This is a genomic window from Sphingomonas yunnanensis (genome assembly GCF_019898765.1).
In the GTDB taxonomy this organism is placed as follows: domain Bacteria; phylum Pseudomonadota; class Alphaproteobacteria; order Sphingomonadales; family Sphingomonadaceae; genus Sphingomonas; species Sphingomonas yunnanensis.
The window spans coordinates 732,983-758,392 of record NZ_JAIOKB010000001.1 but is presented as its reverse complement, the minus strand read 5'-3'; the positions used below and the strand labels follow the sequence as shown (position 1 = coordinate 758,392).

At 70.9% G+C, this 25,410-nt stretch carries 26 protein-coding genes and 2 tRNA genes; 15 read left to right on the top strand and 13 right to left on the bottom strand.

Annotated features, from left to right (window positions below; translation table 11 throughout):
* Positions 1 to 552: 552 nt before the first annotated feature.
* The 4 genes from K7957_RS03670 to K7957_RS03655 all read right to left on the bottom strand — a co-directional run bounded on the left by K7957_RS03670 (position 553) and on the right by K7957_RS03655 (position 4,173).
* A tRNA-Thr gene (locus K7957_RS03670) sits at positions 553 to 628 on the bottom strand.
* A 17-nt stretch (positions 629 to 645) separates the two neighbouring features.
* Complete coding sequence (locus tag K7957_RS03665) at positions 646 to 1,509, bottom strand: hypothetical protein (protein ID WP_223010590.1); 864 nt, start codon at positions 1,507 to 1,509, stop codon at positions 646 to 648.
* On the bottom strand, positions 1,506 to 2,867 hold the full coding sequence (locus K7957_RS03660; RefSeq protein ID WP_223010589.1) for a serine hydrolase domain-containing protein: 1,362 nt from the start codon (positions 2,865 to 2,867) through the stop codon (positions 1,506 to 1,508). The genes K7957_RS03665 and K7957_RS03660 overlap by 4 nt, the downstream gene beginning before the upstream one ends.
* Positions 2,851 to 4,173 carry a replication-associated recombination protein A gene (locus K7957_RS03655; RefSeq protein WP_223010588.1) on the bottom strand — a complete coding sequence of 441 codons (1,323 nt, stop codon included), beginning with the start codon at positions 4,171 to 4,173 and terminating at the stop codon, positions 2,851 to 2,853. The genes K7957_RS03660 and K7957_RS03655 overlap by 17 nt, the downstream gene beginning before the upstream one ends.
* A 120-nt stretch (positions 4,174 to 4,293) precedes the next feature.
* Between K7957_RS03655 and K7957_RS03650 the strand changes: the two genes are divergently transcribed.
* Together K7957_RS03650 and K7957_RS03645 are read left to right on the top strand one after the other, a co-directional pair.
* Positions 4,294 to 4,899 carry a PadR family transcriptional regulator gene (locus K7957_RS03650; protein WP_223010587.1) on the top strand — a complete coding sequence of 202 codons (606 nt, stop codon included), beginning with the start codon at positions 4,294 to 4,296 and terminating at the stop codon, positions 4,897 to 4,899.
* Positions 4,896 to 5,186, top strand: a complete 291-nt coding sequence (locus tag K7957_RS03645) for a DUF2218 domain-containing protein (protein WP_223010586.1) — start codon at positions 4,896 to 4,898, stop codon at positions 5,184 to 5,186. The genes K7957_RS03650 and K7957_RS03645 overlap by 4 nt, the downstream gene beginning before the upstream one ends.
* A 202-nt stretch (positions 5,187 to 5,388) precedes the next feature.
* Here the strand turns inward: K7957_RS03645 and K7957_RS03640 are convergent, their stop codons facing one another.
* The 4 genes from K7957_RS03640 to K7957_RS03625 all read right to left on the bottom strand — a co-directional run bounded on the left by K7957_RS03640 (position 5,389) and on the right by K7957_RS03625 (position 10,261).
* Positions 5,389 to 6,567: a glycosyltransferase family 4 protein gene (locus tag K7957_RS03640; RefSeq protein WP_223010585.1), complete on the bottom strand. Its 1,179-nt coding sequence runs from the start codon at positions 6,565 to 6,567 to the stop codon at positions 5,389 to 5,391.
* 55 nt (positions 6,568 to 6,622) lie between these two features.
* Entirely contained in the window at positions 6,623 to 8,401 is a 1,779-nt protein-coding gene (locus K7957_RS03635) for a cation:proton antiporter domain-containing protein (RefSeq protein ID WP_223010584.1), read from the bottom strand.
* 299 nt (positions 8,402 to 8,700) lie between these two features.
* Complete coding sequence (locus K7957_RS03630) at positions 8,701 to 9,672, bottom strand: NAD(P)H-dependent flavin oxidoreductase (protein ID WP_223010583.1); 972 nt, start codon at positions 9,670 to 9,672, stop codon at positions 8,701 to 8,703.
* Positions 9,673 to 9,721: 49 nt separating this feature from the next.
* Positions 9,722 to 10,261 carry a gamma carbonic anhydrase family protein gene (locus K7957_RS03625; protein WP_223010582.1) on the bottom strand — a complete coding sequence of 180 codons (540 nt, stop codon included), beginning with the start codon at positions 10,259 to 10,261 and terminating at the stop codon, positions 9,722 to 9,724.
* A gap of 95 nt (positions 10,262 to 10,356) precedes the next feature.
* Here K7957_RS03625 and K7957_RS03620 point away from each other — a divergent pair, with 95 nt between their 5' ends.
* Complete coding sequence (locus K7957_RS03620; protein WP_223010581.1) at positions 10,357 to 10,530, top strand: hypothetical protein; 174 nt, start codon at positions 10,357 to 10,359, stop codon at positions 10,528 to 10,530.
* 249 nt (positions 10,531 to 10,779) lie between these two features.
* Here the strand turns inward: K7957_RS03620 and K7957_RS03615 are convergent, their stop codons facing one another.
* Together K7957_RS03615 and aroA are read right to left on the bottom strand one after the other, a co-directional pair.
* Positions 10,780 to 11,427 (bottom strand): (d)CMP kinase, encoded by a 648-nt coding sequence (locus K7957_RS03615; protein ID WP_223010580.1) that lies wholly within the window; start codon positions 11,425 to 11,427, stop codon positions 10,780 to 10,782.
* Entirely contained in the window at positions 11,424 to 12,767 is a 1,344-nt protein-coding gene (gene aroA / locus K7957_RS03610; RefSeq protein ID WP_223010579.1) for a 3-phosphoshikimate 1-carboxyvinyltransferase, read from the bottom strand. Before aroA ends, K7957_RS03615 begins: the two co-directional genes overlap by 4 nt.
* 100 nt (positions 12,768 to 12,867) lie before the next feature.
* Here aroA and K7957_RS03605 point away from each other — a divergent pair, with 100 nt between their 5' ends.
* The 9 genes from K7957_RS03605 to K7957_RS03565 all read left to right on the top strand — a co-directional run bounded on the left by K7957_RS03605 (position 12,868) and on the right by K7957_RS03565 (position 18,913).
* Entirely contained in the window at positions 12,868 to 13,188 is a 321-nt protein-coding gene (locus K7957_RS03605) for a TIGR02300 family protein (protein WP_223010578.1), read from the top strand.
* An 85-nt stretch (positions 13,189 to 13,273) separates the two neighbouring features.
* Positions 13,274 to 13,349: transfer RNA gene (locus K7957_RS03600), tRNA-Ala, on the top strand.
* 195 nt (positions 13,350 to 13,544) lie between these two features.
* Positions 13,545 to 13,709 carry a hypothetical protein gene (locus K7957_RS03595; protein WP_223010577.1) on the top strand — a complete coding sequence of 55 codons (165 nt, stop codon included), beginning with the start codon at positions 13,545 to 13,547 and terminating at the stop codon, positions 13,707 to 13,709.
* Between the two features lie 358 nt (positions 13,710 to 14,067).
* Positions 14,068 to 14,439: a CsbD family protein gene (locus K7957_RS03590; RefSeq protein WP_223010576.1), complete on the top strand. Its 372-nt coding sequence runs from the start codon at positions 14,068 to 14,070 to the stop codon at positions 14,437 to 14,439.
* A 13-nt stretch (positions 14,440 to 14,452) separates the two neighbouring features.
* Complete coding sequence (locus tag K7957_RS03585) at positions 14,453 to 15,964, top strand: PAS domain S-box protein (RefSeq protein ID WP_343228290.1); 1,512 nt, start codon at positions 14,453 to 14,455, stop codon at positions 15,962 to 15,964.
* Positions 15,961 to 16,137: a hypothetical protein gene (locus tag K7957_RS03580; RefSeq protein WP_223010575.1), complete on the top strand. Its 177-nt coding sequence runs from the start codon at positions 15,961 to 15,963 to the stop codon at positions 16,135 to 16,137. The genes K7957_RS03585 and K7957_RS03580 overlap by 4 nt, the downstream gene beginning before the upstream one ends.
* A gap of 2 nt (positions 16,138 to 16,139) precedes the next feature.
* Positions 16,140 to 17,021 carry a hypothetical protein gene (locus tag K7957_RS03575; protein ID WP_223010574.1) on the top strand — a complete coding sequence of 294 codons (882 nt, stop codon included), beginning with the start codon at positions 16,140 to 16,142 and terminating at the stop codon, positions 17,019 to 17,021.
* Positions 17,022 to 17,081: 60 nt separating this feature from the next.
* Entirely contained in the window at positions 17,082 to 17,225 is a 144-nt protein-coding gene (locus tag K7957_RS03570; RefSeq protein ID WP_223010573.1) for an entericidin A/B family lipoprotein, read from the top strand.
* A 158-nt stretch (positions 17,226 to 17,383) separates the two neighbouring features.
* Positions 17,384 to 18,913: a tryptophan halogenase family protein gene (locus K7957_RS03565; protein ID WP_223011106.1), complete on the top strand. Its 1,530-nt coding sequence runs from the start codon at positions 17,384 to 17,386 to the stop codon at positions 18,911 to 18,913.
* A gap of 123 nt (positions 18,914 to 19,036) precedes the next feature.
* Here the strand turns inward: K7957_RS03565 and K7957_RS03560 are convergent, their stop codons facing one another.
* A complete protein-coding gene (locus K7957_RS03560; RefSeq protein WP_223010572.1) occupies positions 19,037 to 19,519 on the bottom strand; it encodes an Lrp/AsnC family transcriptional regulator in 483 nt (160 codons plus the stop codon).
* Positions 19,520 to 19,631: 112 nt separating this feature from the next.
* Between K7957_RS03560 and ald the strand changes: the two genes are divergently transcribed.
* The 3 genes from ald to mdoH all read left to right on the top strand — a co-directional run bounded on the left by ald (position 19,632) and on the right by mdoH (position 24,158).
* The gene (gene ald / locus K7957_RS03555) at positions 19,632 to 20,717 is read left to right on the top strand and encodes an alanine dehydrogenase (RefSeq protein WP_223010571.1); all 1,086 of its coding nucleotides are present in this window, start codon (positions 19,632 to 19,634) and stop codon (positions 20,715 to 20,717) included.
* A 115-nt stretch (positions 20,718 to 20,832) separates the two neighbouring features.
* Positions 20,833 to 22,344 carry an OpgD/OpgG family glucan biosynthesis protein gene (locus K7957_RS03550; RefSeq protein WP_223010570.1) on the top strand — a complete coding sequence of 504 codons (1,512 nt, stop codon included), beginning with the start codon at positions 20,833 to 20,835 and terminating at the stop codon, positions 22,342 to 22,344.
* Entirely contained in the window at positions 22,341 to 24,158 is a 1,818-nt protein-coding gene (gene mdoH, locus K7957_RS03545) for a glucans biosynthesis glucosyltransferase MdoH (protein WP_343228289.1), read from the top strand. Before K7957_RS03550 ends, mdoH begins: the two co-directional genes overlap by 4 nt.
* 68 nt (positions 24,159 to 24,226) lie before the next feature.
* Here mdoH and K7957_RS03540 read toward each other — a convergent pair whose 3' ends face one another.
* Both K7957_RS03540 and K7957_RS03535 read right to left on the bottom strand, forming a co-directional pair.
* Positions 24,227 to 24,478 carry a hypothetical protein gene (locus K7957_RS03540; RefSeq protein WP_223010569.1) on the bottom strand — a complete coding sequence of 84 codons (252 nt, stop codon included), beginning with the start codon at positions 24,476 to 24,478 and terminating at the stop codon, positions 24,227 to 24,229.
* 135 nt (positions 24,479 to 24,613) lie between these two features.
* Complete coding sequence (locus tag K7957_RS03535) at positions 24,614 to 25,399, bottom strand: SDR family NAD(P)-dependent oxidoreductase (protein ID WP_223010568.1); 786 nt, start codon at positions 25,397 to 25,399, stop codon at positions 24,614 to 24,616.
* Positions 25,400 to 25,410: the final 11 nt, after the last annotated feature.

Here is a 25,410-nt window from a genome sequence, read left to right as displayed (position 1 = left end):
GGTCGAAGCGATCGTCGATGCGGGCTGCTCTCCCTCGCTGCCCACATGCCACAGGCGCTCGCCGGGCAGCCTTGTCCCGTGCCTCGCTCGTCGTCTGCCGCGCGTGGCGGCGCTCTTCACCATCGCCGCCCAGGCGGAACGGCCGGCGCTGATGGATATGCTGGCGACGACGGGGTCGCGCCTCGGCGATCCAGCAGTTGGCGCGCCTGCGGCTCGATCGACACGCGCGGCTCAGGCCGCTCAGTCTGGCCGAGGACGACAATATCGAGCGCCCGCTCAGTTTGGAGATCATCGGCGATCTCGGCAGCAGGTAGAGATAGAGGCCGAGGGCGTCGCTGAGCTTGTACGCCGTCGCGCGGCGCCGCTCGGCGGCACGCGAGATCCGTCATTGTCGGGTACCCCCGGGCCGTCGCGGACTGAACCCCCAACCACCGCCTCGAGCATCGCTGTCGATGGCGTGGGGACGCGCGCGGCTAGGACCGCGAACTCGCGGTCAGCTCCCGGACTTGTGACCCCGAACAGCGTCACGACGGATACGAGGGGAAAGAGGCGTGGTGCCGGTTGCAGGGATCGAACCCGCGACCTTCGGTTTACAAAACCGCTGCTCTACCAGCTGAGCTAAACCGGCGCGGCGCCCCTCATGCTTCAGTCGACGCCGAAGGTCCAGCCCTCCGTCCGCGCCACCGCCGCGGTGAGCGCCCGCGGACGCCACAGCGCGACGTCGTCGACCCGCGCGCGCAACCAGGCGGCGGCGAGGATCGCGTCGGTGGCATGGTCGTCGTAGCGCTTCAGCGGCGCGTGCGCGGCGCTGCCGAGCACCGCCAGCGCGGCGTCGAGCGCGGCCGCGTCGCGCAGCTTGCTTCGGCCCTTGCGCAGCCCCGCGGCGCGCGCGGCGATCGCGGTGTAGATCTCCACCACCAACGCGCCCGCCGGCGGAACGGCGTCGAACGGCCATATCGCGACACGGCCGTCGAGGTGGTGCAGCAGCCGCATGCCGGCGAAGCTCGCCTTGGCGACCTGGGCCGCCCCGATGGCGTCATAGACGGTGGACGGCTTGGTGCTGCCGTCATGCGCCATCTCACAGGCGCGCCAGTGGAGGAAGTCGCGCTTGGGGCCATCGGCAGCGCCGAGATAGAAATGGCGCCCCCGTCGCGCCTCGAGGAAGGAGGCGGCGCCGAGGTCCTCGTCCGCGCTGGCGGCGTCGACGTAGCGCCACAGCGCGCGCGCGTCGCGCGTCTCGGTCTCGCCGGGCAGATGCGCGCCGCGCGCGACGAAAGGCGCGGAGAAGCTGAAGTCGAAGCCCACCAGCATGGCGCGGTCGCGGCGCGCGACGAGCCAGTCGAGCACCTCCTCGCGCGACCAGTCGCGACCCGAGGGCGCGACGAGCACGGGCGCGTCGCCGCCGGGGCCGCAGCGCGCCACCGCGATGCCGCGATGGCGGCGCCCGCGCGCGCCCGACCAGTCGATCGCGGTGAACTCGGTGAAGCGGCCGGGCGGCGGCGCGCTCACCGCGCCGCGATCACGTCCGCGGTGAAGCGCGCGACGTCGAAGCGCGCGCCGGTCGGGTCCTCGCCGCGGCGGACCACCACCAGTCGCTCGGACGGCACCACCATGACATATTGACCGCGATTGCCCTGCGCCGAGTAACTGCCCGTGGGCAGCCCCTGACGCGGGCCGAACAGCCAGATCGAGGCGCCATAGCCCTCGTCGCGCTCGGGCTGGGGCAGGCGCGGTGTCGTCATGTAGCGCATCCAGCCGGCGGGCAGCAGGCGCCGCCCCTGCCACACGCCGTCCTGCAGCCAGAACTGGCCGAGCCGGGCGAGGTCGCGCGCGGTGGTCCACACCGCACTGGAGAGCAGGTAATTGCCCTGCCAGTCGCTCTCGACCACCGTGTGTCGCATGCCGAGCGGCCCGAGCAGCCGCCCCGGCAGCGCGCGATAGCGTGCCTCGCCGAGCGACGCGCGCAGCGCCCGCACCGCGAGCAGGATATCGTTGTTGGCGTAGCGGAAATGCGTGCCCGGGCGCGAGGACAGCGGCCAGCCGGTGGCCTGCTCGGTCACCGCGGTGCCGCCGAAATAGAGCGCGTCGGTGCGGTTGCCGGCGGTGTCGCTGTGCAGCCCCGAGCTCATCCGCAGCAGCTGGTCGAGCGTGATCCGCGCGCGCGGGTCGCCGGCGCGGCGCCACTCCGGCACGGTCGCGGGGCGCCGCGGGTCGATGCCGCTCATCCCGACCAACGTACCCGTGATGCTCTTCGCCACCGACCAGGTACGATTGGGGACATAGGGGCCGAAGCCGTCGCGGTAGCGCTCGGCGATGACCTGGCCGTCGCGCAGCACGACGACGCCCAGCGTCTCGGTGCCGCGCCCGTAGGCGCCGTCGAACGCGCGCGCCACCGCGCCGGCCAGCGCGGGGGCGGGGCGGGGGGCGATGCCGGCGTCGCCGAGCGGCCAGCGCCGCGGGTCGGGACCGGGCGCAGGCGACCGGCCGGCGGCGGGTGCGCGCGCGATCGCCTCGGCAGCGATCGGCGCGAGCGTGCAGCCAGCGCCCGCCGCCCAGCTGACGTGGCGCGGCGGCTGGGCGGGATCGAAGGCGACGCTCACCGTCCGCCCGGGTCGGTCGACCCGCGCCGCCAGCGTTGGCACGATCGCATCATATTCCGGATAGATGCCGCGCAGCTCCAGCGCCTCGACCTGGCGCTCGCTGCGTCCCGCGGTGAACAGCCCGTCGCACAGGTTATAGGCCTTGTACCCCGCCGCGATCGCGCGCGCGTAGCGCTGATGGTCGTCGTAGCGCACCGACTGCGGCGACTGCGCCGTGGCAGGGAGGGCGAGCAGGGCGAAGGGGAGGAGCTTAGTCGCGGTGCGCATGCCGCCGCTCATCCCACCAGGCGAGCCGCTCGGCAACGCGCTTCTCATAGCCGCGGTCGGTCGGCGCGTAGAAGCGCTGCGGCGGCAGCTCGTCGGGCCAGTAGTTCGCGCCCGAGAACCCGCCCTCGCTGTCGTGGTCATATTCGTAGTTCGCGCCATAGCCGATCTGCTTCATCAGCTTGGTCGGCGCGTTGAGGATGTTGGCGGGGGGCATCAGCGAGCCGGTCTCGCGCGCCGTCTTCCACGCCGCCTTCTGCGCGGCATAGACCGCGTTCGATTTCGGCGCGGTGGCGAGATAGACGCAGGCCTGCGCGATCGCCAGTTCGCCCTCGGGTGACCCGAGAAAGTCATAGGCCTCCTTGGCGGCGAGGCATTGCGCCAGCGCCTGCGGGTCGGCCAGCCCGATATCCTCGACAGCAGCGCGGGTCAGCCGGCGCAGCAGGTAGAGCGGCTCCTCGCCCGCGGTGAGCATCCGCGCGAGGTAGTAGAGCGCGGCCTGCGGGTCCGAGCCGCGAATCGCCTTATGCAGCGCGCTGATGAGGTTGTAATGCCCCTCCCGGTCCTTGTCGTAGACCGCCACGCGGCGCTGGAGGAAGCTCGACAGGCCGGCGGGGTCGAGCGGGGTGGGCAGGGCGACCGAGAAGAGCGTCTCCACCTGGTTGAGCAGGAAGCGCCCGTCGCCGTCGGCGCTCGCCACCAGCGCGTCGCGCGCGGCCCCGTCGAGCGGGAGGGGGCGGCCGACCTCGGTCTCGGCGCGCGCGATCAGTTGCTCGAGCGCGGCGCGGTCCAGCCGGTGGAGGATCAGCACCTGCGCGCGGCTGAGCAGCGCGGCGTTGAGCTCGAACGACGGGTTCTCGGTGGTGGCGCCGACCAGCGTCACGGTGCCGTCCTCGACATAGGGCAGGAAGCCGTCCTGCTGCGCGCGGTTGAAGCGGTGGATCTCGTCGACGAAGAGCAAGGTGCGCTTGCCCAGCCGGGCATGGTCGCGCGCCTCGGCGAAGGCCTTCTTGAGGTCGGCGACGCCGGAGAAGACCGCCGAGATCGCGACGAAGCGCAGCCCCACTGCCTGGGCGAGCAGCCGCGCGATCGTGGTCTTGCCGGTGCCGGGCGGCCCCCACAGGATCATCGACGAGAGCCGTCCCGCCGCGACCATCCGCCCGATCGCGCCCTCGGCACCGGTGAGATGGTCCTGCCCGACGACCTCGGCGAGCGCGCGCGGGCGCAGCCGGTCGGCGAGCGGCGCGTCGGCGGTCGCGGGTGGTTCGGGAGGAGCGGCCGGGTCGAGCCCGGCGAACAGGTCGGCCATCGCGCCGATGTAGGCATATGCGGCAAGAACGCCATCTCGCCTTCTTACGATATATCGCAGGACATCTTGACGGGAGTGGCGAACGATATATCTTGAGCGCATCGTAGAAAGGAGTCGATGATGTTCGGACATATGGATGGACACGGCCGCCACGGCGGCATGGGGCGCGGCTGCGGGCCGCGCGGCGGTCGCGGCGGCGGCTGGGAGCGGGTCGCGGCGGAGTTCGCGACGCGCTGGGACGAGGCGGCACGCGGGGGCGGCGGGCGTCGGCGGATGTTCGACGGCGCCGAGCTGCGGCTGGTGCTGCTCAAGCTGATCGCGGACGAGCCGCGCCACGGCTACGAGCTGATCAAGGCGATCGAGGACCTCACCGGCGGCGCCTATGCGCCCAGCCCGGGCGTGGTCTATCCCGCGCTGTCGATGCTGGCCGAGATGGAGCAGATCGAGGAGCAGGCGAGCGAGGGCGCGCGCAAGCGCTTCGCCGCGACCGACGGGGGGCGTGCCCATCTCGCCGAGAAGGCGGCGGAGGTGGCGACGCTGCTCGAGCGGCTCGCCGGGCTCGGCGCCGAGCGCTCCCGTGGCGACCACGCCCCGGTGCGGCGCGCGCTCCACAACCTGCGCCACGCGGTGCAGAACCGGCTGCACGGCGCGGCCGACGAGGAGGAGATGTTCCAGGTCGCCGCGCTGATCGACGCGCTGGCGCAGACGATCGAGCGGCGGAAATGAGCGTCTCGGTCGCGCGCGTGCCGACGCACTCGGCCAGCCGCTATCTCCAGCAGCTCGCCAAACACTGGAGCCACAAGATGACGGTGCGATACTCCGAGGAGGAGGGCGAGATCGACTTTCCCAGCGGCGCGCGCCTGGCGATGCGCGCCGACAGCGAGACGCTCGACGTGCTGCTCACCGTGCCCGAGGGCGAGGACGTGGCGCGGATGCGCGAGGTGGTGTCGAGCCATCTCGACCGTTTCGCCTTCCGCGAGGCGCCGCTCACTTTCGACTGGCGCGAGGGGTGAGGCGGGGGCGACAGCCAGCTTAGTCACGGGACACTGACGGTTCTTATCACCGATATGGCCTTGTACCCCGGCAAAGGCCGGGGCCCAGTCGGGGGACGCTGGTGGCTCTCACTCCGGCCTTCCCAGCTGGGCCCCGGCCTTCGCCGGGGCGCAGTCAGCTTGGAGGGCGTCGCGCGAAGATAGTCGACCACCCGGGACCGCCTCACCGCCTCGCGAGCAGCTCGCGGTATACGTCGAGCACCGCCTCGTTGGCGGTGTCCCAGCGGAAGCTCTTGGCGCGCTCGTGCGCGGCCGCGCCCATCGCGTGGCGGCGTGCCGGATCGCGCGCCAGTGTCGCGATCGCGGCGGCATAGCCCTCGACGTCCTGCGGCGTCACCAGCAGCCCGGTGACGCCGTCATCGAGCAGGTCGACCGCGCCGGTCGCGCGCGCGGCCACCACCGGCACGCCCGCGGCCATCGCCTCCGACGTCACCTGGCCCCAGGTCTCGGTCACGCTCGGGTTGAACAGCAGGTCCATCGACGCGACCGCGCGGCCGAGGTCGTCGCCGCTCTGGAAGCCGGCGAAGGCGGCCTGGGGCACGCGCTCGGCGAACCAGTCGCGCGCGGGGCCCTTGCCGACGATCAGCACGCGGTGCCGGATCCCCATGACATCGAGCCGCGCGAGCACGTCGGCGAAGACGCCGAGCCCCTTCTCCAGCACCAGCCGCCCGAGGAAGCCGATCGCCAGCTCGTCGTCGGCGATGCCCAGCGCGCGCCGCCACGCCAGGTCGCGCGCGGACGGGTGAAAACGGCGATGGTTGACGCCGCGCCCCCAGAGCGAGACCGGCGTGGTCACGCCGAGCCCGCGGATCACCTCCGCCATCGACGGCGTCGGCACCAGCACGCGATCGGCGCGGTCGTAGAAGCGGCGCAGGATCCATTTGATCGCGGGCTGCACCGCGGCGAGCCCGTAATATTCGAAATAGGTCTCGAAGCGCGTGTGCACCGCCGACACCACCGGGATGCGGTGCCGCCGCGCCCAGGTCACCGCGGCATGGCCGAGGAACTCGGGCGAGGAGACATGGACGATATTGGGCGCGAACGCCTCCAGGTCGCGGCGCGGGCGCGCGGGCAGGCCGCGCCCGAGCTTATACTCGCCGCGGCCGCCCGGCATCGGGATCGCGGGCACGTCGACCACGGTGCCGCGCGCCTCGAACGCCGGGGTGGGCGTGGTCGGCGAGTAGACGCGCACCGCCGCGCCGCGGTCGAGCAGGTGGCCGACCAGCAGGTTCTGCGCCTGGTTGGCACCGTCGCGGACGTAATTGTAGTTGCCGCTGAAGAAGGCGACGCGCGGCGACGGCGTGCTGCCCTGGACGGAAGGGGTGGCGGGAGACGGGCTCATCGCGCGCCCGCTAGCCCGTTTCTGCGGCGAAATCGCGGCTGATCGTCATCGCGGGTCAGGCCGGATCGATCTCGTCGCTGCGCCGCAGCCGACGGATGCGCGGCTCGCGGTCGAGCATCGCGACCCGGCGGATCGTCTGACGCAGCTCGTCGCGCTTGTCATGGATCGAGGCGATCACCGGGCCCATGGCGACTCCGAGGTCGACCAGCACCGCCTCCGACAGTTGGAGCGAGCTCTCCAGCGTCTCGGGCACCGCGTCGGTGACGCCGGCCTTGTACAGCTCGGCGGCGTGGACCGTGTCGCGCGCGCGCGCGATGATCGGCAGCGCGGGGTAGCTCTCGCGCAGCCGGCGCGCGAGGCGGACGGTGAGCACGGGATCGTCCATCGTCAGGATCAGCGCGCGTGCGTTGGCGAGGTCGAGCCGGTCGAGCAGCTCGGCGCGCGACACGTCGCCGAACACCACCGGGTAACCGGCGGCGCGCGCCTCCGCGACTGAGTCGATGTCGGCCTCGACCGCGACATAGGCCTGCTGGTGGCGCGCCAGCATGTCGGCGACGAGCTGGCCGACGCGACCGAAGCCGAACACCACCGCGCGCGTGCCCTGCTCGGCCGACACCACCTCGGGCAGCGGATCGCGTCGCTCGATGCGGCGCGACACGGTGCGGCCCAGCTTGGCGAGGAGCGGCGTGATCGTCAGCCCGATCGCGGTGACCGTCTGCCAGAAGGCCGCGGTGGAGCCGAGGATCAGTTGTGCCTGCGCCGCGGTGGCGAGCACGATCAGCGTCGTCTCGGACGGGCTGCCCATCAGCAGGCCCGTCTCGGCCGCGATCCCGCGGCGCGCGTTGGCGACGCGGAGCAGCAGATAGGTCACCACCGACTTGGCGGCCACCACCCCGACCACCGCGGCGAGCAGCGATGCCCAATTGGCCAGGATCAGCTTGAGATCGAGGCTCATCCCCACCGTGATCAGGAACACGCCCAGGGCGAGCCCCTTGAACGGCGCGGTCATCACCTCGACCTCGCTGTGGTATTCGGTCTCCGCGATCAGCAGCCCGGCGAGCAGCGCGCCGACGATCGGCGACAGCCCCGCCGCGGTGGTGGCGACGCTGGCGACGATCACCACCAGCAGCGAGGCGGCGAGGAACAGCTCGGGGCTCTTGGTGCGCGCCGCCTGCGCGAACAGCCGCGGCAGCACCAGCCGGCCCCCGACATACATCGCCACCACGGTGAGCGCGCCGCGCAGCGCCACGCCCGCGATGCCGACCCAGCCGGCCGCCCCCGCGGTCGGCGCCATCGCGCCGAGCGCGAAGATGATCGGCACCAGCGCCAGGTCCTGGAACAGCAGGATGGCGAAGGCGCCGCGCCCGACCGGGCTCGAGGTGCCGACCAGTGGCAGCACCAGCGCGGTGCTCGACAGCGCGAGTGCCAGCCCGAGCCCCGCCGAGCCGCTCCAGTCCTGGCCCAGATAGTGAAGCGTCACCCCGATCAGCAGCGACGAGCCGAGAAGCTGCATCGACCCCGTGCCGAAGACGAGCTGGCGCATCGCCCAGAGGCGTCGGAAGGAGAGCTCGAGCCCGATCGAGAAGAGCAGCAGCACGATGCCGAACTCGGCGAAGGGCTCGATCGCGTCGGGGTCGGAGATGGTGACATAATAGAGCCAGGTCGCGCGCGGCACGAGCGCGCCGAGCCCGGCGGGGCCGACGAGCAGGCCGACGAGGATGAACCCGATCACGGGGCTGATGCGGAAGCGAGCGAACGCCGGGATGACGAGCCCCGCCGCGCCGAGGATCACGAGCGCGTCGCTGAAGCCTTCATTCTGAAGTCCGATTGCCATCATGGGGTTGTAGGCGGGATCGGTCGCGCTTGTCGCGCGGCGAGGGGAGAAAAAGTCGTTCGGGGCGCGTCATCATTGGTTCGCGAGCCCTGATCAAGCGTCCGATGACGCCTGTGAACGGGCGGGACGCTTCATCCCGGCCCTACGTCGTCCCCGCAGAGGCGGGGATCCACACGCGTTGACGATGCGGCTCCATCGACGACCTGCGCGTCTGGAGTCCCGCCGTCGCGTGAATGACGGAGGAAGGGGGTGTCCGCGCTTCACAGCAGGCGCGTGGCTCCGCCACCTTCTCGCGTCGATCACACCCCGATCCGCGCCCGCGCCGCGTCATATTCGCGCGCGATCCGCTCGACCCGCTCCGCCACCGGCTCGACCCGGTCGACCGCGCCGATACCCTGGCCCGAGCCCCAGATGTCGCGCCACGCCTTGGCCTTGGCACCACCCTCGTTACCCGCGGCCGACCCGAAGTCCATCGTGCGATAGTCGCCCCTCGGCAGGTCGTCGGGGTCGAGCCCGGCCGCGGTGATCGAGCCGCGCAGGTAATTGCCGTGCACTCCCGTGAACAGGTCGGTGTAGACGATGTCGGCCGCGGCGCCGGCTACGATGCCCTGCTTGTAGCGCGCGTCGGCGCGCGCCTCCTCGGTGGCGATGAAGGCCGAGCCGATATAAGCGAGGTCCGCGCCCATCGCCTGCGCCGCCAGCACCGCGTCGCCGGTCGCGATCGCGCCCGACAGCGCCAGCGGACCGTCGAACCAGGCGCGGATCTCCTGCACCAGCGCGAAGGGCGAGAGCGTTCCCGCGTGACCGCCCGCGCCAGCGGCGACCGCGATCAGCCCGTCCGCGCCTTTCTCGATCGCCTTGCGCGCGTAGCGGTCGTCGATCACGTCGTGCAGCGTGATGCCGCCCCAGGCATGGACCGCGCGGTTGAGGTCCTCGCGCGCGCCGAGCGAGGTGATCGTGATCGGCACCTGCCACTTGGCGCACATTTCTAGGTCGCGCTCGAGCCGGTCGTTCGAGCGATGGACGATCTGGTTGACCGCGAACGGCCCCGCCGGCCGGTCGGGATGCGCGCGATTATGCGCCGCCAGCTCCTCGGTGACCTGGTGAAGCCACTCGTCGAGCAGCGACTCGGGACGCGCGTTGAGCGCGGGGAAGGACCCGACGATCCCCGCCTTGCACTGCGCGATGACCAGCTCCGGCCCCGATATAATGAACATCGGCGAGCCGATGATCGGCAGCCGGAGGCGGGACAGGAGCGGCGGGATCGACATGATCGGGCTTATGTGGAGGCGCCCCGGCGCTGGCAAGGCTGACGCCACGTCAATCGATCGACGGCGCGCCGATCCGCTCCAGCGTCGCCGCGGCAGTGTGCGCGTTCTCGACGTAATGCGCCGCGGAGAGGCGCAGTGCCGCCACCGCGGCGTCGTCGAGCTCGCGCACCGCGCGCGCGGGGCTGCCGATGATCAGGCTCCGCGGCGGGAAGACCTTGCCCTCGGTCACCAGCGCGCCCGCGCCGACGAGGCAGTCGTCGCCGATCACGGCGCGGTTGAGCACGATCGCGCCCATGCCGATCAGCACGCGCTCGCCGAGCGTGCAGCCGTGCAGGATCGCGCGATGGCCGATCGTGCAGTCGGCACCGATCGTCAGCGGCACGCCGGGATCGGAGTGGAGCGTGCAGCCCTCCTGCACGTTGCTGCGCGGGCCGATCGCGATCTCCGTGTTGTCGCCGCGGATCGTCGCGCCGAACCACACCCCGACGTCTTCGCCCAGTCGCACCGCGCCGATCACGTCGGCGCTGGGCGCGACCCAGGCCCGCGCGGCGAGCGTCGGCTGCTGTCCCTTGAAGGCATAGAGCGGCATCGTTCGTGTCTCCTGTCGCTGCTGTCCCGCGGCGGGAAGCCCGCGCGGCACGGGGAACATGGCCTCAAAAGTAAATATCGCGTTAAAGCATAGTCATGGATCGCAGACTCGTCCTCACCAATGAAGGTGCCCGCCACCCTTTCCGTCGGTCGCTGCCGCCGCCCCCGCGGCTCGTCGCTGCGTCGCGGTCGCGCACGTATGAGGACGCGAAGCTGTTCATGCTGAGCTTCTCGGCCTTCTTCACCTGCTTCTATACGCTGATCGCCTAGGCGCGGGGCGCGAACGCCGCCTCGCGGCGCGGCGTGGCGCGCGCTCTCGCCCGCTCGCTTCAGCACTCGCGCTGCCTCGGCCTACACTGCCGTCATCCTGAACTCGTTCCAGGATCCACCGTCCCGCGAGCGCCGCACCTGCCGGGTCATCGGCACGGTGGGTCCTGCGACCAGCTCAGGATTGTCTCTCGGGATAGCGAGGATGGGCGGGTAGATGCCTAACGAAGCGCCTGTGCCGGAGCGTGACTCTCATACAGGCGGTGCGACCGCGGCGGCCCGCGCCAGCCGCGCCTCCACCAGCGCGATCGCCTTGGCGACCGCCGCCTCGACCGAGAGGAAGCTGGTGTCGAGTTGCGCCGCGTCGATCGCGGGCACCAGCGGGGCCGTCGCGCGCGCGCTGTCGCGATCGTCGCGCGAGCGGATATCGGCGAGCACCTGATCGTAACTGGTGTCGTCGCCGCGCCCGCGCAGCTCGGCATGGCGGCGCTGCGCTCGGATCGTCGGCGTGGCGCGGATGAAGAGCTTCGCTTCGGCGTCGGGGGCGATCACCGTGCCGATGTCGCGCCCGTCGAGCACCGCGCCGCCGGGCTGGTGCGCGAACCTCTTCTGCCGCTGCAGCAGCGCCGCGCGCACCAGCGGATGCGCCGAGGCGATCGAGGCGATCTGGCCGGTCGAGTCGTCGCGCAGCGCCGGGTCGGCGAGCAATGTCTCGTCGAAGCCGCAGGCGGCGACCGCGTCGGCCTCGATCGCGGGATCCAGCTCGAGCCGGATCGCGGTCAGCGCCACCGCGCGGTACAGCAGCCCGGTGTCGAGATGGGGAAGGTGATAGTGGCGCGCCAGCGCGCGCGCGATCGTGCCCTTGCCCGAGGCCGCGGGACCGTCCACCGCGATGATCAAACCGTCTCTCCGGAAAGCTCTGCGAGCTGCTGATAGAAGGCGGGATAGCTCGTCGCCACGGGGCTTGCATCGTCGAGCGTGATCGCGGTCCGCGCGTGCAGCGCGGCGACCGTCATGCTCATCGCGATGCGATGGTCGAGCTGGGTCGCCACGGTAGCGCCCCCGGCGATCGGCTCGCCGCCGCTGCCGTGGACGGTGAGGCCGTCCTCGTGTTCCTCGGTCGTCACGCCGTTGGCCTCGAGCGCGGCGCGCATCGCGGCGATCCGGTCGCTCTCCTTGACGCGCAACTCCTCGGCGCCGCGCGCGACGGTGGCACCCGACGCGAAGGCGGCGGCGACGAACAGCGCCGGATACTCGTCGATCATCGACGGGGCGAGATCGGGGGGCACCTCGATCCCGCGCAGCGCTGCGTGGCGCACGCGCAGGTCGGCGACGGGCTCGCCGCCGACAGTGCGCGCGTCGAGCTCCTCGATGTCGGCGCCCATCATGCGCAGCGCGGTGACCAGCCCGGCGCGGGTGGGATTGAGCCCGACATTCTCGATCACCACCTCGCTGCCCGGCACCACCGAGGCGGCGACCATCCAGAAGGCCGCGGACGAGGGGTCCCCGGGCACGACGATCGACTGCGGGCGCAGCTCGGCCTCGCCTTCGAGTGCGATGACGCGGCCGCGCGGACCCTGCTCGACCGTCAGCCGCGCGCCGAAGCCGGCGAGCATGCGCTCGCTGTGGTCGCGCGTCGGCACCGGCTCGATCACGCGCGTGATGCCCGGCGTGTTGAGCGCGGCGAGCAGCACCGCCGACTTCACCTGTGCCGAGGCGACCGGCAGCTCATAGTCGATCGGCACCGCGGCGACGAGGCCGCGTACGGTCAGCGGCAGCCGCCCGCCGGGCGCCGCGGTGATATCGGCGCCCATCTGCGCGAGTGGCGTGATCACGCGTCCCATCGGTCGCCCCGACAGTGAGGCATCGCCCACGAAGGTGGCGCTGATCGCGTGGCTCGCTACCAGCCCCATCAGCAGCCGCGTCGACGTGCCCGAATTGCCCATGTCGAGCGCCTGCGCGGGCTGGAGCAGTCCGCCGACACCGACGCCGTGTACGCGCCACACCGCATCGTCGCCGCGCGTGATCGTCGCCCCCATCGCGCGCATCGCCGCGGCGGTGGCGAGCACGTCCTCGCCCTCGAGCAGCCCCTCGATCCGGCTCTCGCCGACCGCCAGCGCCGACAGCATCAGCGAGCGGTGGCTGATCGACTTGTCGCCGGGCACGCGGATACGGCCGGAGAGCCGCGCAGGCGCGCGGATCACGCGCGGTTCGGGGGAGGTGTGGAAAGAATGCGCCATCGTGGGCGGTGCTTGCCAGCCGGCTTGTGCTATGGCAAGGCGCGCCCCACTTCGACGGCTACCCATCGTCGATCCACCCATCCGAAAGGCTTTGCACGGCATGATCAAGCCGGAATGGGGCACGAAGCGTACGTGCCCGAAATGCGCGACGCGTTTCTACGACCTCGAGAAGGACGACCCCGTCACCTGCATCAACTGCGGTCACGCGTGGGAGCCCGAGCCGATCCTCAAGTCCAAGCAGCCGATGCCGTTCGAGCAGGCCAAGCCGGACAAGCAGGAGCCCGACCGCGATCTCGCCGGTGACGACGAGGATCTGGAGACGAACGAGGACGAGGAGCCCTCGCCCGACGACGAGGTCGATCTCGGCGGCGACGACGATCTCGGCGTCGAGACCAGCAGCGACGAGGACGAGAACAACTAAGTTCGAAAAAAATGCGAGGCAGGCGGCGCAGGCCGCTTGCCAAGCCAGCAGCCCCCGGCTAGGAGGCTGCCTCCCGGGACGGAATGGGGCCGTAGCTCAGCTGGGAGAGCGTCGCAATGGCATTGCGAAGGTCAGGGGTTCGATCCCCCTCGGCTCCACCATTCCCTCGTCCCGCCGCCCGTGCGATCGCCGTCGGGCATCACCCCCGCTATGATCCTTGCGCCGCGCCACTGCGCCGACCGCTTACCAGTCGAGCCTACTAGGCCGCTGGTACTTCAAGCTCATTTCGGTCTCCCTCAGTGCCACCTAGGTGGGTGGTCCGGCTCTTTTCGGCCGTGCTGAAGGATGAGGCGAGCGTGGCGGCCAAGAAGATCGACCGGGCATATCTCCTGCGCCGCTCTGAGGAGCATCTGGTCCGTGCCGCTCGCGCGAGCGACGATTCCGCGCGCGTGCTGCACCAGCGCTTCGCCGACCTGTATCGCGCGCGTGCCAACGGGGAACGGCTGGTACAACAGGACTAGTCGTCCAGCGCAAAGTTACCAGGAACGCCCTAATCTGCGATAGGTTTAGCTTCCGAACCGGATGCATGTCGTGTCCGGGGGGGAGGGTCGCTCGTGCGCCACGTCGTCGATCGGAACAGCGTCACCCCATTGCCATGTCCGTCGTCGCGTGCCTGGTCTCTCCCGCTCAGCACGGTCGCGGCAGCGTATCGCCGCGGCGGCTGCGATCCCGCCCGCCGCACTGCCGTTGAGCCGCTTCCCCGCGATCGGCGTCGTGCGGGCGGGATCGATCATGTGACGGTCGTCCGCTGGGGCGAGCGCCGGCGCCCGTCGCGGCGCCTGGCAGCGACCCGCGCCGGCATCTGAAAGGAGAATGAAGATGAACAAGCATGAGCTTCACGGCGGTGCGCGCTACGTCGGCGGCAAGGTGGAGAAGGCGATCGGCGACACGGTCGACAGCCGCGACTGGCAGGTCAGCGGCGTCAAGGATCAGTTTGCCGGCGGAGCCGAGAATCTGTTCGGTCGCGCCCAGTCGATCGCCGAGGACGTCGCCGACGCCACGCCCGGCCTGATCGAGGAGGCCCGCGAGAAGGCCGGCGACGTCGCCGCGAGCGCTGCCGACGCCGCCAGGCGCGGTGCGCACGAGGCACGCGTCGCGGTGCGCGGCGGCGACGAGCGCCTGCTGTGGGCAGCGGTCGCAGCGCTCGGCGGCTTCGCGCTCGGTTGGCTCGCCAACGACCAGCGCGGCTGACGCGGGAGGGCGCGTGTCACCGCCGCTGACATCGCTGCGTGAGACCGCCGATCTGCGCCACCTGCGGCAGATCATCGCCGGGCTCGACGAGGGCGTGATCCTGATCGATCCCGACGAGACCCTGTTGTGGGCCAACGCCGCGGCGCTGGCGATGCACGGGGTCGAGCGGCTCGAGGAGCTCGGCGACACGGTGGACGCCTATCGGGCGCGCTTCCAATTGCGCTACCGCAACAACCACCGGCTCGAGGCGGACGATTACCCCGTCGAGCGCGTGGTGGCGGGCGACTCCTTCTCCGAGGTGGTCGTTGAGGTCACCGTCGCGGGCGAGAAGGAGCCGCGCTGGGTTCACCAGGTACGAAGCCTCGTGCTCAACGACGGCGACGACGACGCGCCAGCGTGCGTGGTGCTGGTGATCCAGGATGTCACCGCGCGCTACGAGGCGGAGGATCGGTTCGAGCAGTCGTTCAACGCCAACCCCGCGCCGGCGGTGATCTGCCGGCTCGCCGACCTGCGCTTCGTCAAGGTCAACCAGGGCTTCATCGAGATGACCGGCCACGCGCGCGACCAGGTGCTGTGCAAGACCGTCTACGACATCGACGTGCTGCGCGGCGCGGACCGCCGCGACCTCGCCAAGGAGCGGCTCGCCGAGGGGCGCACGATCCCGCAGATGGAGGCCGAGCTCGATCTGCCGGGCGGTGGCACCAAGCTGGTGATCGTCGCCGGCCAGCCGATCGACATGGGCGACCAGCCCTGCATGCTGTTCACCTTCGCCGACCTCGAGCCGCGGCGGAAGGCGGAGTCGCAGCTGCGCCACAGCGAGGAGCGCTTCACCCGCACTTTCCAGATGGCGCCGGTGCCGATGGCGATCGGGGCGCGCGACGGCCATCTGCTATGCGAGGTCAACGCCAGCTTCACCGCGCTGACCGGCTATGCCGCGACCGAGATCATCGGCCGCTCGCTCGCCGAGGCGGGCCTATGGTCGAGCGACGCGGTGCGCGCCGACATCGAGGCCGCGATCGAGGACGGGCGCGACCTGCGCGCGCACGAGGCGCGCATCACCGCCAAGGACGGCGGCGCGATCGACTGCCTCGTCTCCACCGAGGCGATCACGCTCGGTGACGACGCCTGCCTGCTCTGGGCCTTCCAGGACATCACGCAGCGCAAGGCGACCGAGCTCGAGCTGGTCGAGGCGATCGAGGCGGTGATGAAGGACACCAGCTGGTTCAGCCGCTCGATCATGGACAAACTGGCGCGGCTGCGCGCGCCCCAGCCCGACATGGGCGGGGCGGGGATCGACGATCTTACCGCGCGCGAGCGCGAGGTGCTGGCGCTGATCTGCCGCGGGCTCGACGACAAGTCGATCGCGCGCGCGCTGGGTGTCTCGGGCAACACCGTGCGCAACCATGTCGCGCGGATCTACGCCAAGATCGGCGTCAACCGCCGTACCGCCGCGGCCGCCTGGGCGCGCGCGCGCGGTTTCGAGAGCGAGGCGGTCGCGGTCGGACCGCGGGAGGTGCCAGCATGACGAAGGATCCCGACCGGCGCGCGGCGGCGGACCGTCGCCGCGCCAAGGGAGCGGCGCGGACGGCGATCGGCAAGTTGATCGGCGACGATGCCGCGGTGCGCGAGGGCCGCGCGCAGCAGGAAGAGGCGGGGCGCACGCCCGACCCCGCCCGGATATCGAAAGAACAGGAGTGACTATGGCGACGAATGTGACGGGCGGCTACGCGCCGCTGGACGAGGTGGCGTTCGCGCGCGCGGGCAAGCGCGTGTCGTGGGGCGCGATCTTCGCGGGTGTGGTGCTGGCGGTGGCGGTGCAGCTGCTGCTCGGCATCCTCGGCACCGGCATCGGCCTGTCGATGGTTGATCCGGTCGCGGGCACGACCCCGGGCGCGACCGGCTTCGGCATCGGCGCCGGGCTGTACTGGCTGATCACCACCGTCGTCGCGCTCGGCGCGGGCGGCTATGCCGCGGCGCGGCTGTCGGGCGTGACCGACCGGTTCGACGCGCTCGTCCACGGGCTGGTGGTCTGGAGCGTGACGCTGATCCTGACGCTGTATCTGCTCACCTCGGCGGTGGGCGGCATCATCGGCGGCGCGTTCCGCACCGTCGGCACGGTCGCCGGCGCTGCAGGCTCGACCGTCGGGGCGGCGGCACCGCGCGCGGCGCAGATCGCGGGCTTCGACCAGGATGACGCGCGTGACGAGGCCTCGGCCTATCTCGCCGACGCGCCGAGCGACCCGGCGCAGATGACGCCGGAGCAGGCGCAGAAGGAGATCGCCAAGCAGCTTCCCGCGCTGGCACGTGGCGGCACCGATGGCGCACGCGCCGAGGGCCGCATCATCGACATCGTCGCGGCGCAGCGCAAGGTCAGCCGCGTCGAGGCGCAGGCGCAGGTGACCCGCGCCAAGCAGGATTTCGTCAAGGCGAAGAACGACGCGGTGCAGACCGCCAAGTCCGCCACCGACGCCGCCGCAGGTGCCGCCGCGAGCACCTCGTTCATCCTCGTGCTCGCGCTGCTCGCCGGCGCCGGCGCGGCCGCGTTCGGCGCGACGGCGGCGACCCGCCGCCGCCTGCGCTGATCACCGGCGGCGGGCCATCGTATCGGGGCCGTCGCCACCATTCACTGGAAGGAGCCTCACATGACCAGGAAGATTGGCCTAGGCATCGGCCTCGGCGCGCTGCTCGCGCTCACCGCCTGCAATACCGTCCACGGGGCGGGCAAGGACCTTGAGTCGGCGGGCAACGCCGTGTCCGACGCGTCGGGGACCAGCAAGAAGAAGTGATCGCCGCTCCCCTGCGCGGCGGGGCCGGCCGGATCGGGTCGTCAGGCGCGATCCGGCCGCTTTCGTCTTACCTGGGGTGACACAGTCGCTTCCCGCCGCGGCATCGCTGAGCCAAAGACGGCGCGGCGACTCGTGGCGTCTGGAGGAGCGGGCGGTTGATCAACGAACATACGATCCGCGACGTCGTCATCCTCGGCGGCGGCACCGCGGGCTGGATGGCGGCGGCGGCCTTGTCGCGCTTCCTCGACAACGGCGTCACGCGAGTCACGCTGATCGAGTCTGAGGAGATCGGCACCGTCGGCGTCGGCGAGGCGACGATCCCGCCGCTAGTAACCTTCAACCAGATGCTCGGGATCGACGAGGACGCGTTCCTACGCGCCACCGGCGGCACGTTCAAGCTCGGCATCGAGTTCGTCGACTGGGGCGCGCTGGGGGAGCGTTATCTTCACCCGTTCGGCGCGCACGGCCGCGACCTCCAGGGCGTCCACTTCCACCAGCTCTGGCTCCGCGCGGCGCGGCGCGCGCGTGATGCCGGCGGCACCGTGCCGGATATCACCGACTGGGCGGTCAGCGGCGTCGCCGCCCGCGCCGGTCGCTTCGCTCGCCCGCCGATCGACGCGCCCGCACCGCTGCGCGATCTACGCTACGCTTTCCACTTCGACGCGGCCCGCTACGCCGCCTTCCTGCGTCGCTACGCGGAGGCGGCAGGCGCGACTCGGATCGAGGGGCGCGTCGTCTCGGTCCGACGCGATCCGGCGAGCGGGCGGGTGGCCGCGCTCCGCCTCGCCGATGGGCGCGAGGTGGCGGGCGAGCTGTTCGTCGACTGTTCGGGCTTTCGCGGGCTGCTGATCGAGGAGACGCTCGCCACCGGCTACGAGGATTGGCGCCACTGGCTGCCGTGCGACCGCGCCGTGGCCGTGCCCTGCGCGCTGCCGGGCGATCCGGAGCCGTACACGCGTGCCACCGCGCGTCCGTTCGGCTGGCAGTGGCGCATCCCGCTGCAGCACCGGCTCGGTAACGGCTATGTTTACGCGAGCCGCTACCTCGACGACGACGATGCGCAGGCGGCGCTGCTCGGCGCGATCGAGGGCGAGCCGCAGGCGGCGCCGCGTCGTCTCTCCTTCGTCGCCGGGCGGCGGACCTTGGCGTGGAACGCCAATGTCGTGTCGCTCGGTCTCGCGAGCGGCTTCGTCGAGCCGCTCGAATCGACCTCGATCCACCTCGTCCAGGCCGGGATCGCCAAGCTGATCGCGCTCTTCCCCGACCGTCGCTTCGATCCCGACGAGCGCGACGAGTATAACCGCCACATGCGCGACCTGTACGAGGACGTGCGTGACTTCATCATCCTCCACTACAAGGCGACGCGGCGCGACGACACGCCGTTCTGGGACGCGGTGCGGACGATGGACGTGCCCGAGACGCTGCGGCGCCGGATGGCCTTGTTCGCGGGCAAGGGGCGGATCTTCCGCGACACCGCCGAGCTGTTCACCACCGCGAGCTGGGTCGCGGTCGGGCTCGGCCAGGGATCGATGCCGGCCGACTACGAACCCGCGGTCGATGCGCTCGACGAGACCAAGGTCGCGACGGCGCTGCGTCAGATGCACGCCGCGTGCGCCGCGGCGGTAGCGACGCTGCCGACCCACGCGGACTATCTGCGCCGGTCGGGGCTCATCGCGGGGGCGGAGTGAGGCTGGCGGCGCCTCCATCGTCTTCGTGGCTACGCGCGGGTTGTGAGGACACAAAGGGCTTCTACAATGGATGACGCTCGCAGAAGGTTCATGGGCCCGTCACCCATCAACCGCCTCATCCCCTCACTCCAGCAGTGTCAGCGGCAGGCGCGGCGCGACCACCTCGCGCAGCACGAAGCCGGACTCCATCTGCGTCACGCCCGGTAGCCGCGACAGCTCCTCGCGGTGGATCCGTGCGAAGTCGCCGAGGTCGCGCGCGCGCACCGTCACCAGATAGTCGTAGCTGCCCGACATCAGGTCGCAGCGTACCACCGACGGGCTCGCCGCGATCGCCTGTTCGAACGAGTCGAGCACGTCCTTGCGCTGGCTCTCCAGAGTCACCTTGATATGGACGATCGTCGCGCAGCCCAGCTTGGCGAGGTTGAGCCGCGCGGCGTAGCCGGTGATCACGCCGGCCTCCTCGAGCGCGCGCTGGCGCCGCGCCACGGCCGTGGCGGAGCGGCCGATCGCCTCGGCGAGCGTGAAGGCGGTCGCGCGCGCGTTGCCCAGCAGCAGCGCGATCAGGCGACGGTCGATTCGGTCGAGAGCGGTGAATTCCTGCGCCATATTCCCGCTTAGCGCATGAACCCGGTGGAAAGTCACGCGTCGGCCCGCCGGTTCGCGCGGACTCGGCGCCGTGTCGGCGCTATCCTGCGCGCAGGATAGAGGAGCCCGGAACATGCGCGTCGGCGTACCCAAGGAGATCAAGAACCACGAGTATCGCGTCGGCCTCACGCCTGGCGCGGTGCGCGAATATGTCGCGCGCGGCCATGAGGTGATGGTGCAGGCCGGTGCCGGCGCGGGCATCGCCGCCGACGACCAGGCGTATCGCGCCGCCGGCGCCGCGATCGTCGACACCGCCGAGGAGGTGTTCGCCACCGCGCAGATGATCGTCAAGGTCAAGGAGCCGCAGCCGAGCGAGTGGGTGCAACTGCGCGACGATCAGATCCTCTTCACCTATCTCCACCTCGCGCCCGATCCCGAGCAGACCAGGGGGCTGATGGCCTCGGGCGTCACCGCGGTGGCCTATGAGACGGTGACCGATCAGCGCGGCCACCTGCCGTTGCTCGCGCCGATGAGCGAGGTCGCGGGCCGGCTGTCGATCGAGGCGGCGGGCACCGCGCTCAAGGCGGTCAACGGCGGGCGCGGCGTGCTGATCGGCGGCGTACCGGGCGTGCAGCCGGCGCGGATCGTCGTGCTCGGCGGCGGCGTGGTGGGCACCCATGCCGCGCGCATGGCGGTCGGCCTCGGCGCCGAGGTCACCGTGATCGACCGCTCGATCCCGCGGCTGCGCGAGCTCGACGAATTGTTCGGCGGCCGCGTGCGCACGCGCGTGTCCACGCTGGAGGCGATCGAGCACGAGGTCGCCGAGGCCGACGCGGTGATCGGCGCGGTGCTGATCCCGGGCGCGTCGGCGCCCAAGCTGGTGACCCGCCCGATGCTCGCGCTGATGAGACCGCGCGCGGTGCTGGTCGACGTGGCGATCGACCAGGGCGGGTGTTTCGAGACCAGCCACCCGACCACCCACGCCGAGCCGACCTATGAGGTCGACGGTGTGATCCATTATTGCGTCGCCAACATGCCGGGCGCGGTGCCGCTCACCTCGAGCCACGCGCTCAACAACGCGACGCTGCCCTATGGCCTGGCGCTGGCCGACAGCGGCTATGCCGCGGCCGAGGCCGATGCCGGGCTGATGGAGGGTGTCAACGTGCGCGGCGGGCGGATCGTCAACCGTGTCGTGGCGGAGGCGCTCGGCCAGGTGTGACTGGAGGCGCCGCGCCCTCGCGCCCCGAAGGCGCGGTGCTCCGCTCATCACCTTACCGGGTCGACACATCGCTGCGGCGTTGCAACAAAGGCCGAGGTCGCCTGTTTCGCTACGCATGCGAAACCTCTCCCGACGCGACCTGATCAGCACGGCCGGCGGTGCTTCGTTGCTCTCCAGCCTGAGCTGGGCGGTGCCCGGCCTCACCCAGAGCGGGGGAGGGGAGACACCCTTCTCTTGGCCATGGCTCCAGCAGCGCGCCGCCGCGCTGGCGAAGCGCCCGTATCAGCCGCCGCGCGAGAGCGCCGCGGCCAAGGCGCTCGACTTCGACGCGGTCGGCACCATCCGCTTCAAGCCCGACCGCACCCTCGCCGGCGGAATCCGGCTGTTCCCACTCGGCAACGGCGCGGTCACCCCGGTCGCGATCAACCTCGTCGAGAACGGTCGCGCGCGCCCGATCGTGTTCTCGCCGGACCTGTTCGAGGGCGGGAAGGTCTCGCCGCCGCCGGGCTTCGCGGGCTTCCGCGCGATGGAGACAGGGCGCGAGAGCGACTGGCTCGCCTTCCTCGGCGCGTCCTATTTCCGCAGCGCCGGTTCACAGGACCAATATGGCCTTTCGGCGCGCGGCATCGCGGTCGACACCGGTCTGGCGCGCGAGCAATTCCCCAATTTCACCGAGTTCTGGATCGAGCGCGCTGGCGACCAGAGCTTCACCATCTACGCGCTGATGGACGGCGAGAGCCTGACCGGGGCCTATCGCTTCGTCAGCCGCCATCCCCGGGCGGTGGTGCAGGACGTCTCATCGGTGCTGTTCCTGCGCCGCGCGGTCGAGCGGCTCGGCATCGCGCCAGTGACGAGCATGTTCTGGTATGACGACCGCACTCGCCGAGGCGCGACCGACTGGCGCCCCGAGATCCACGACTCGGACGGGCTCGCGCTGATCAGCCGCGAGGGCGAGCGCATATGGCGTCCGCTGCGCAACCCGCCGCAGCCTGCCACCGACAGTTTCGCCGCCGACGACGTGCGCGGCTTCGGGCTGCTCCAGCGCGACCGCACCTTCGACCATTATCAGGACGACGGTGCCTTCTACGACAAGCGACCCAATCTCTGGGTCGAGCCGCGTGGATCGTGGGGGCAGGGGCGGGTGATGCTCTACGCCTTCCCCACCGACAGCGAGACGGTCGACAATGTCGTCGCCTTCTGGACACCGTCGTCGCCGGTGCGCGGCGGTCAGCGGCTCCAGTTCGACTATCGCCTGACCTGGACCTCGGACGACCCTAGCCTGGACCGCGCCGCGCACGCCATCGACGTCTGGGTCGGGGCCGCGGGTCGGCCCGGCCTCCCGGCACTGGCGGGGGCGAGCAAGCTCGTGGCCGACTTCACCGGGGACTCGCTCGCCGGCCTCGACCGCGACAGCAAGGTCACCGCCGAGATCGGCGTCGCCCGCGGCACCTTGCTGAGCAGCGCGGTCTATCCCGTGGTCGGCCAGCGCAACCGCTGGCGAGTCACCGCCGACATCCGCCCCGCCGCGACGGGCGGCAACGCCGGTCCGGTCGATGTGCGGCTGTATCTCAAGCGCGGCGAGGCGGCGCTGAGCGAGACGTTGCTCGTGCCGATCTACCCGGCGTGAGCGACTTGCCCTCGCGGCTGCCCCCCGAGGCTCCGCTCGCGATGCCCGAGCAGCGCTTCGACGGGCCGCCGCCCGTGCCCTCCGCGCCCCCGCCGATCGTGGGCGCGATCGGCTCGACGACCGACGTGTTCGCGCGCCGCGCCATCCTGGTGCTGCTGACGCTGGTGCTGGCGCTGTTCGCGTCCACCTCGCTCAAGGAATCAGTGTTGAGCGACGGCATCGGCGTGACCGACGCGATGCTGCTCGTGATCTTCTTCCCGCTGTTCGCGCTGCTCGCGTTCGGCTTCATCAACGCGACGGTCGGCTATGTCGTCCTGACGACCGGGCTTCATCCCGGCTTTCGCCCGGTGCCGCGCTGGTCCGAGCCCTTGCAGGGGCGCACCGCGGTGCTGATGCCCGTCCACAACGAGGATGTCGCCGACGTGTTCGGCCGGCTCGCGCATATGGCGGACGCGCTCGAACGCGCCGGCGCGGCGGGATCGTTCGATTTCTTCGTGCTGAGCGACTCCGCGGCGGCCAATGAGGCGGAGGAACTCGCCGCCTGGGAGATCCTGGCGCACCGCAGCGCCAGCGCGATCTACTATCGTCGGCGCACCGAGAACGTCGGGCGCAAGCCCGGCAACATCGCCGAGTGGCTGCGGCGATTCGGTGCCAGCTACGATTATATGCTGATGCTCGACGCCGACAGTCTGATGGGCGGCGAGACGATCCTCGGCATGGCGCAGATCATGGACCGTCGCCCGTCGGTCGGGCTGCTCCAGACCGTGCCCCAGGTGATCGGCGCGCGGACGTTGTTCCAGCGCTGGATGCAGTTCGCCAGCCGTATCTACGGCCCGATCGCGACCGCGGGTTTAGTGTGGTGGTCCGGTCCCGAGGCGACCTTCTGGGGCCATAATGCGCTCATCCGGGTGCGCGCCTTCGCCGAGAGCTGCGGCCTGCCGGTGCTGCGCGGTCAGCCGCCGTTCGGCGGCACGATCATGAGCCACGACGTCGTCGAGGCGGCGCTGCTGCGGCGGCACGGCTGGCGCGTCCACATGGTGATGACCGAGGACACGTTCGAGGAATATCCACCGACGATGATCGACGCCGCGGTACGCGACCGGCGCTGGGCGCAGGGCAACCTCCAGCATCTCGCGCTGCTCCATGCCTCCGGCTTCCACTGGATCAACCGCCTGCAACTGCTGCTCGGCGCGGCGGGCTATCTCGCCTCGCCGCTGTGGCTGCTGCTGATCACGGTGAGTGTGGTGCAGGCGGTGCGCGGTGAGCGGGGGCTGATGTCGGGCGACTCGACCGGCACGGTGCTGTTCGTCACGCTCGCTCTGCTGTTCGGGCCCAAGCTGCTCGGCGTGCTCCACGCGGTCGCTGACGTGCGGCTGCGACGATCGATGGGCGGGACCGGCGCGATCCTGCGCTCGGTCGCGCTCGACGTGCCCCTCTCGACGCTTGCCGCGCCTACGATCGCACTGACACAGACGATCGACTTGATCGGCATCGCGCGTCAGCGTCGCGCCGAGTGGCAGCCGCAGAACCGCCACGGCCACTCGCTCGCCATGGCGGCGATCCTGCCGCGCTATCGCTGGCACCTCGGGCTGGGTCTGCTGCTGCTCGCACTGACGCCGCTGATGCCGCTCACCGCGCTGTGGCTGGCGCCGGTCACCCTCGGGCTGCTGCTATCGCCGCTGATCGTGCAATGGACCGCGAGCGAGCGCTGGGGTCGGCGCGCCGCGGCCGGGCGGCTGTTCCTCACGGACGTCGGCGTGCCCGAACCGCATCCGCTGCCGATCGTCGAGGGAGCGGCCGGTCGGGGCGCCTGAGCGGGCCACGAAAAAGGGGAGCGCCCGAACCGGGCACTCCCCTTCCTCGTCACGACGAATGGGCTAGCTCAGTTGCTATCCGAATCGTCGTTGCCGTTGTCGGCGATGATGATGATGCCCGCCACGACCGCCGCGGCAGCCACGGCCGCCACGATCAGCCCGCCACCCGCGATCGCCTTGCTGTCCTTCGACGTCGCCGCACCCGCGCGCGCCGACTTAGCGACCGAGAGGCTGGCGGCGGGGTTCGCCGGCGCCGCGACCGCGGGAGCGACCGCGAGAGAGGCGGCAGCGGCCGCGACCAAATACTTACCAAGCTTCATTATAAATCTCCCCGGAAAGAGTGGATCGTTTTCCACGCCGCAGGTCGGATGGCAATTCAGAACTGACCCAAAAAGCGACCGGTCGATAGCGATCAGGTGCGGCGTCCTGAAGCAAGCATGGGCGCGCGATGCAGATCACTCCTTGGCGGTGCCGGGCTCGGCCATGTTGCGGTGCATGTGCGCGGTTATCTCAGCGGGAAGGACATGGGCCGCGGCCGCCTGAAGCTTGTTTTTCCAGCCAGACACGATCGAGTGCTTGCCCGCCATCAGCGCGTCCCAACCGTCACGCGCTACCTTGGCCGGATCGGACTTGCTGCCCGAGGTGCCGACGTCAGTGTCCATCATGTCGGCGCGGTCGAAGAATTCGGTGTCGACCGGTCCGGGCATGAGTGTGGTGAGAGTCACACCCTCGTGATCCTTGAGCTCGTCGCGCAGCGCGTCGGTGAAATGGTCCACGAACGCCTTGGTGCCGTTGTACACCGCCTGGAAGCTGCCGGGGATGAAACCGGCGATCGATCCGGTCACCAGCACCTTGCCGTCACCCCGTGCGACCATCTGCTGCAGCACCTTCTGAAGCAGATAAGTGGTACCGGTGATGTTGGTGTCGACGACCCGCTTCCAGTCGGCGACGTCCTGATCGAGGAAGGCGCGGCCGAGCCCCACGCCCGCGTTGGCGCAGAGCAGGTCGACCGGCCGCCCGCCCGCGGCGGCGAGCAGCTGCTCGACGCCGTCGATCGTGGCGAGGTCGGCCTCGATCGAGCTGACCCGCGTGCCGAACTGCTCGAAGTCGGCCGCGGCGGCGTCGATCAGCGGCTCGTCGGCGACGACCAGGATGTCATAACCGTTCTGTGCTGCCAGCGTGGCGAGCTCGAAGCCGATGCCCGTGGAGGCGCCCGTGATGATCGCGAATTTGTCCGCCATGCGTCTCTCTC

Bases quoted from the DNA above. Each gene is read 5' to 3' on its own strand.
- K7957_RS03660 (WP_223010589.1), bottom strand. From the start codon at position 2,867: ATGCGCACCGCGACTAAGCTCCTCCCCTTCGCCCTGCTCGCCCTCCCT.
- K7957_RS03655 (WP_223010588.1), bottom strand. From the start codon at position 4,173: ATGGCCGACCTGTTCGCCGGGCTCGACCCGGCCGCTCCTCCCGAACCA.
- K7957_RS03650 (WP_223010587.1), top strand. From the start codon at position 4,294: ATGTTCGGACATATGGATGGACACGGCCGCCACGGCGGCATGGGGCGC.
- K7957_RS03645 (WP_223010586.1), top strand. From the start codon at position 4,896: ATGAGCGTCTCGGTCGCGCGCGTGCCGACGCACTCGGCCAGCCGCTAT.
- K7957_RS03640 (WP_223010585.1), bottom strand. From the start codon at position 6,567: ATGAGCCCGTCTCCCGCCACCCCTTCCGTCCAGGGCAGCACGCCGTCG.
- K7957_RS03635 (WP_223010584.1), bottom strand. From the start codon at position 8,401: ATGGCAATCGGACTTCAGAATGAAGGCTTCAGCGACGCGCTCGTGATC.
- K7957_RS03630 (WP_223010583.1), bottom strand. From the start codon at position 9,672: ATGTCGATCCCGCCGCTCCTGTCCCGCCTCCGGCTGCCGATCATCGGC.
- K7957_RS03625 (WP_223010582.1), bottom strand. From the start codon at position 10,261: ATGCCGCTCTATGCCTTCAAGGGACAGCAGCCGACGCTCGCCGCGCGG.
- K7957_RS03620 (WP_223010581.1), top strand. From the start codon at position 10,357: ATGGATCGCAGACTCGTCCTCACCAATGAAGGTGCCCGCCACCCTTTC.
- aroA (WP_223010579.1), bottom strand. From the start codon at position 12,767: ATGGCGCATTCTTTCCACACCTCCCCCGAACCGCGCGTGATCCGCGCG.
- K7957_RS03605 (WP_223010578.1), top strand. From the start codon at position 12,868: ATGATCAAGCCGGAATGGGGCACGAAGCGTACGTGCCCGAAATGCGCG.
- K7957_RS03590 (WP_223010576.1), top strand. From the start codon at position 14,068: ATGAACAAGCATGAGCTTCACGGCGGTGCGCGCTACGTCGGCGGCAAG.
- K7957_RS03580 (WP_223010575.1), top strand. From the start codon at position 15,961: ATGACGAAGGATCCCGACCGGCGCGCGGCGGCGGACCGTCGCCGCGCC.
- K7957_RS03575 (WP_223010574.1), top strand. From the start codon at position 16,140: ATGGCGACGAATGTGACGGGCGGCTACGCGCCGCTGGACGAGGTGGCG.
- K7957_RS03570 (WP_223010573.1), top strand. From the start codon at position 17,082: ATGACCAGGAAGATTGGCCTAGGCATCGGCCTCGGCGCGCTGCTCGCG.
- K7957_RS03560 (WP_223010572.1), bottom strand. From the start codon at position 19,519: ATGGCGCAGGAATTCACCGCTCTCGACCGAATCGACCGTCGCCTGATC.
- ald (WP_223010571.1), top strand. From the start codon at position 19,632: ATGCGCGTCGGCGTACCCAAGGAGATCAAGAACCACGAGTATCGCGTC.
- K7957_RS03550 (WP_223010570.1), top strand. From the start codon at position 20,833: ATGCGAAACCTCTCCCGACGCGACCTGATCAGCACGGCCGGCGGTGCT.
- K7957_RS03540 (WP_223010569.1), bottom strand. From the start codon at position 24,478: ATGAAGCTTGGTAAGTATTTGGTCGCGGCCGCTGCCGCCTCTCTCGCG.
- K7957_RS03535 (WP_223010568.1), bottom strand. From the start codon at position 25,399: ATGGCGGACAAATTCGCGATCATCACGGGCGCCTCCACGGGCATCGGC.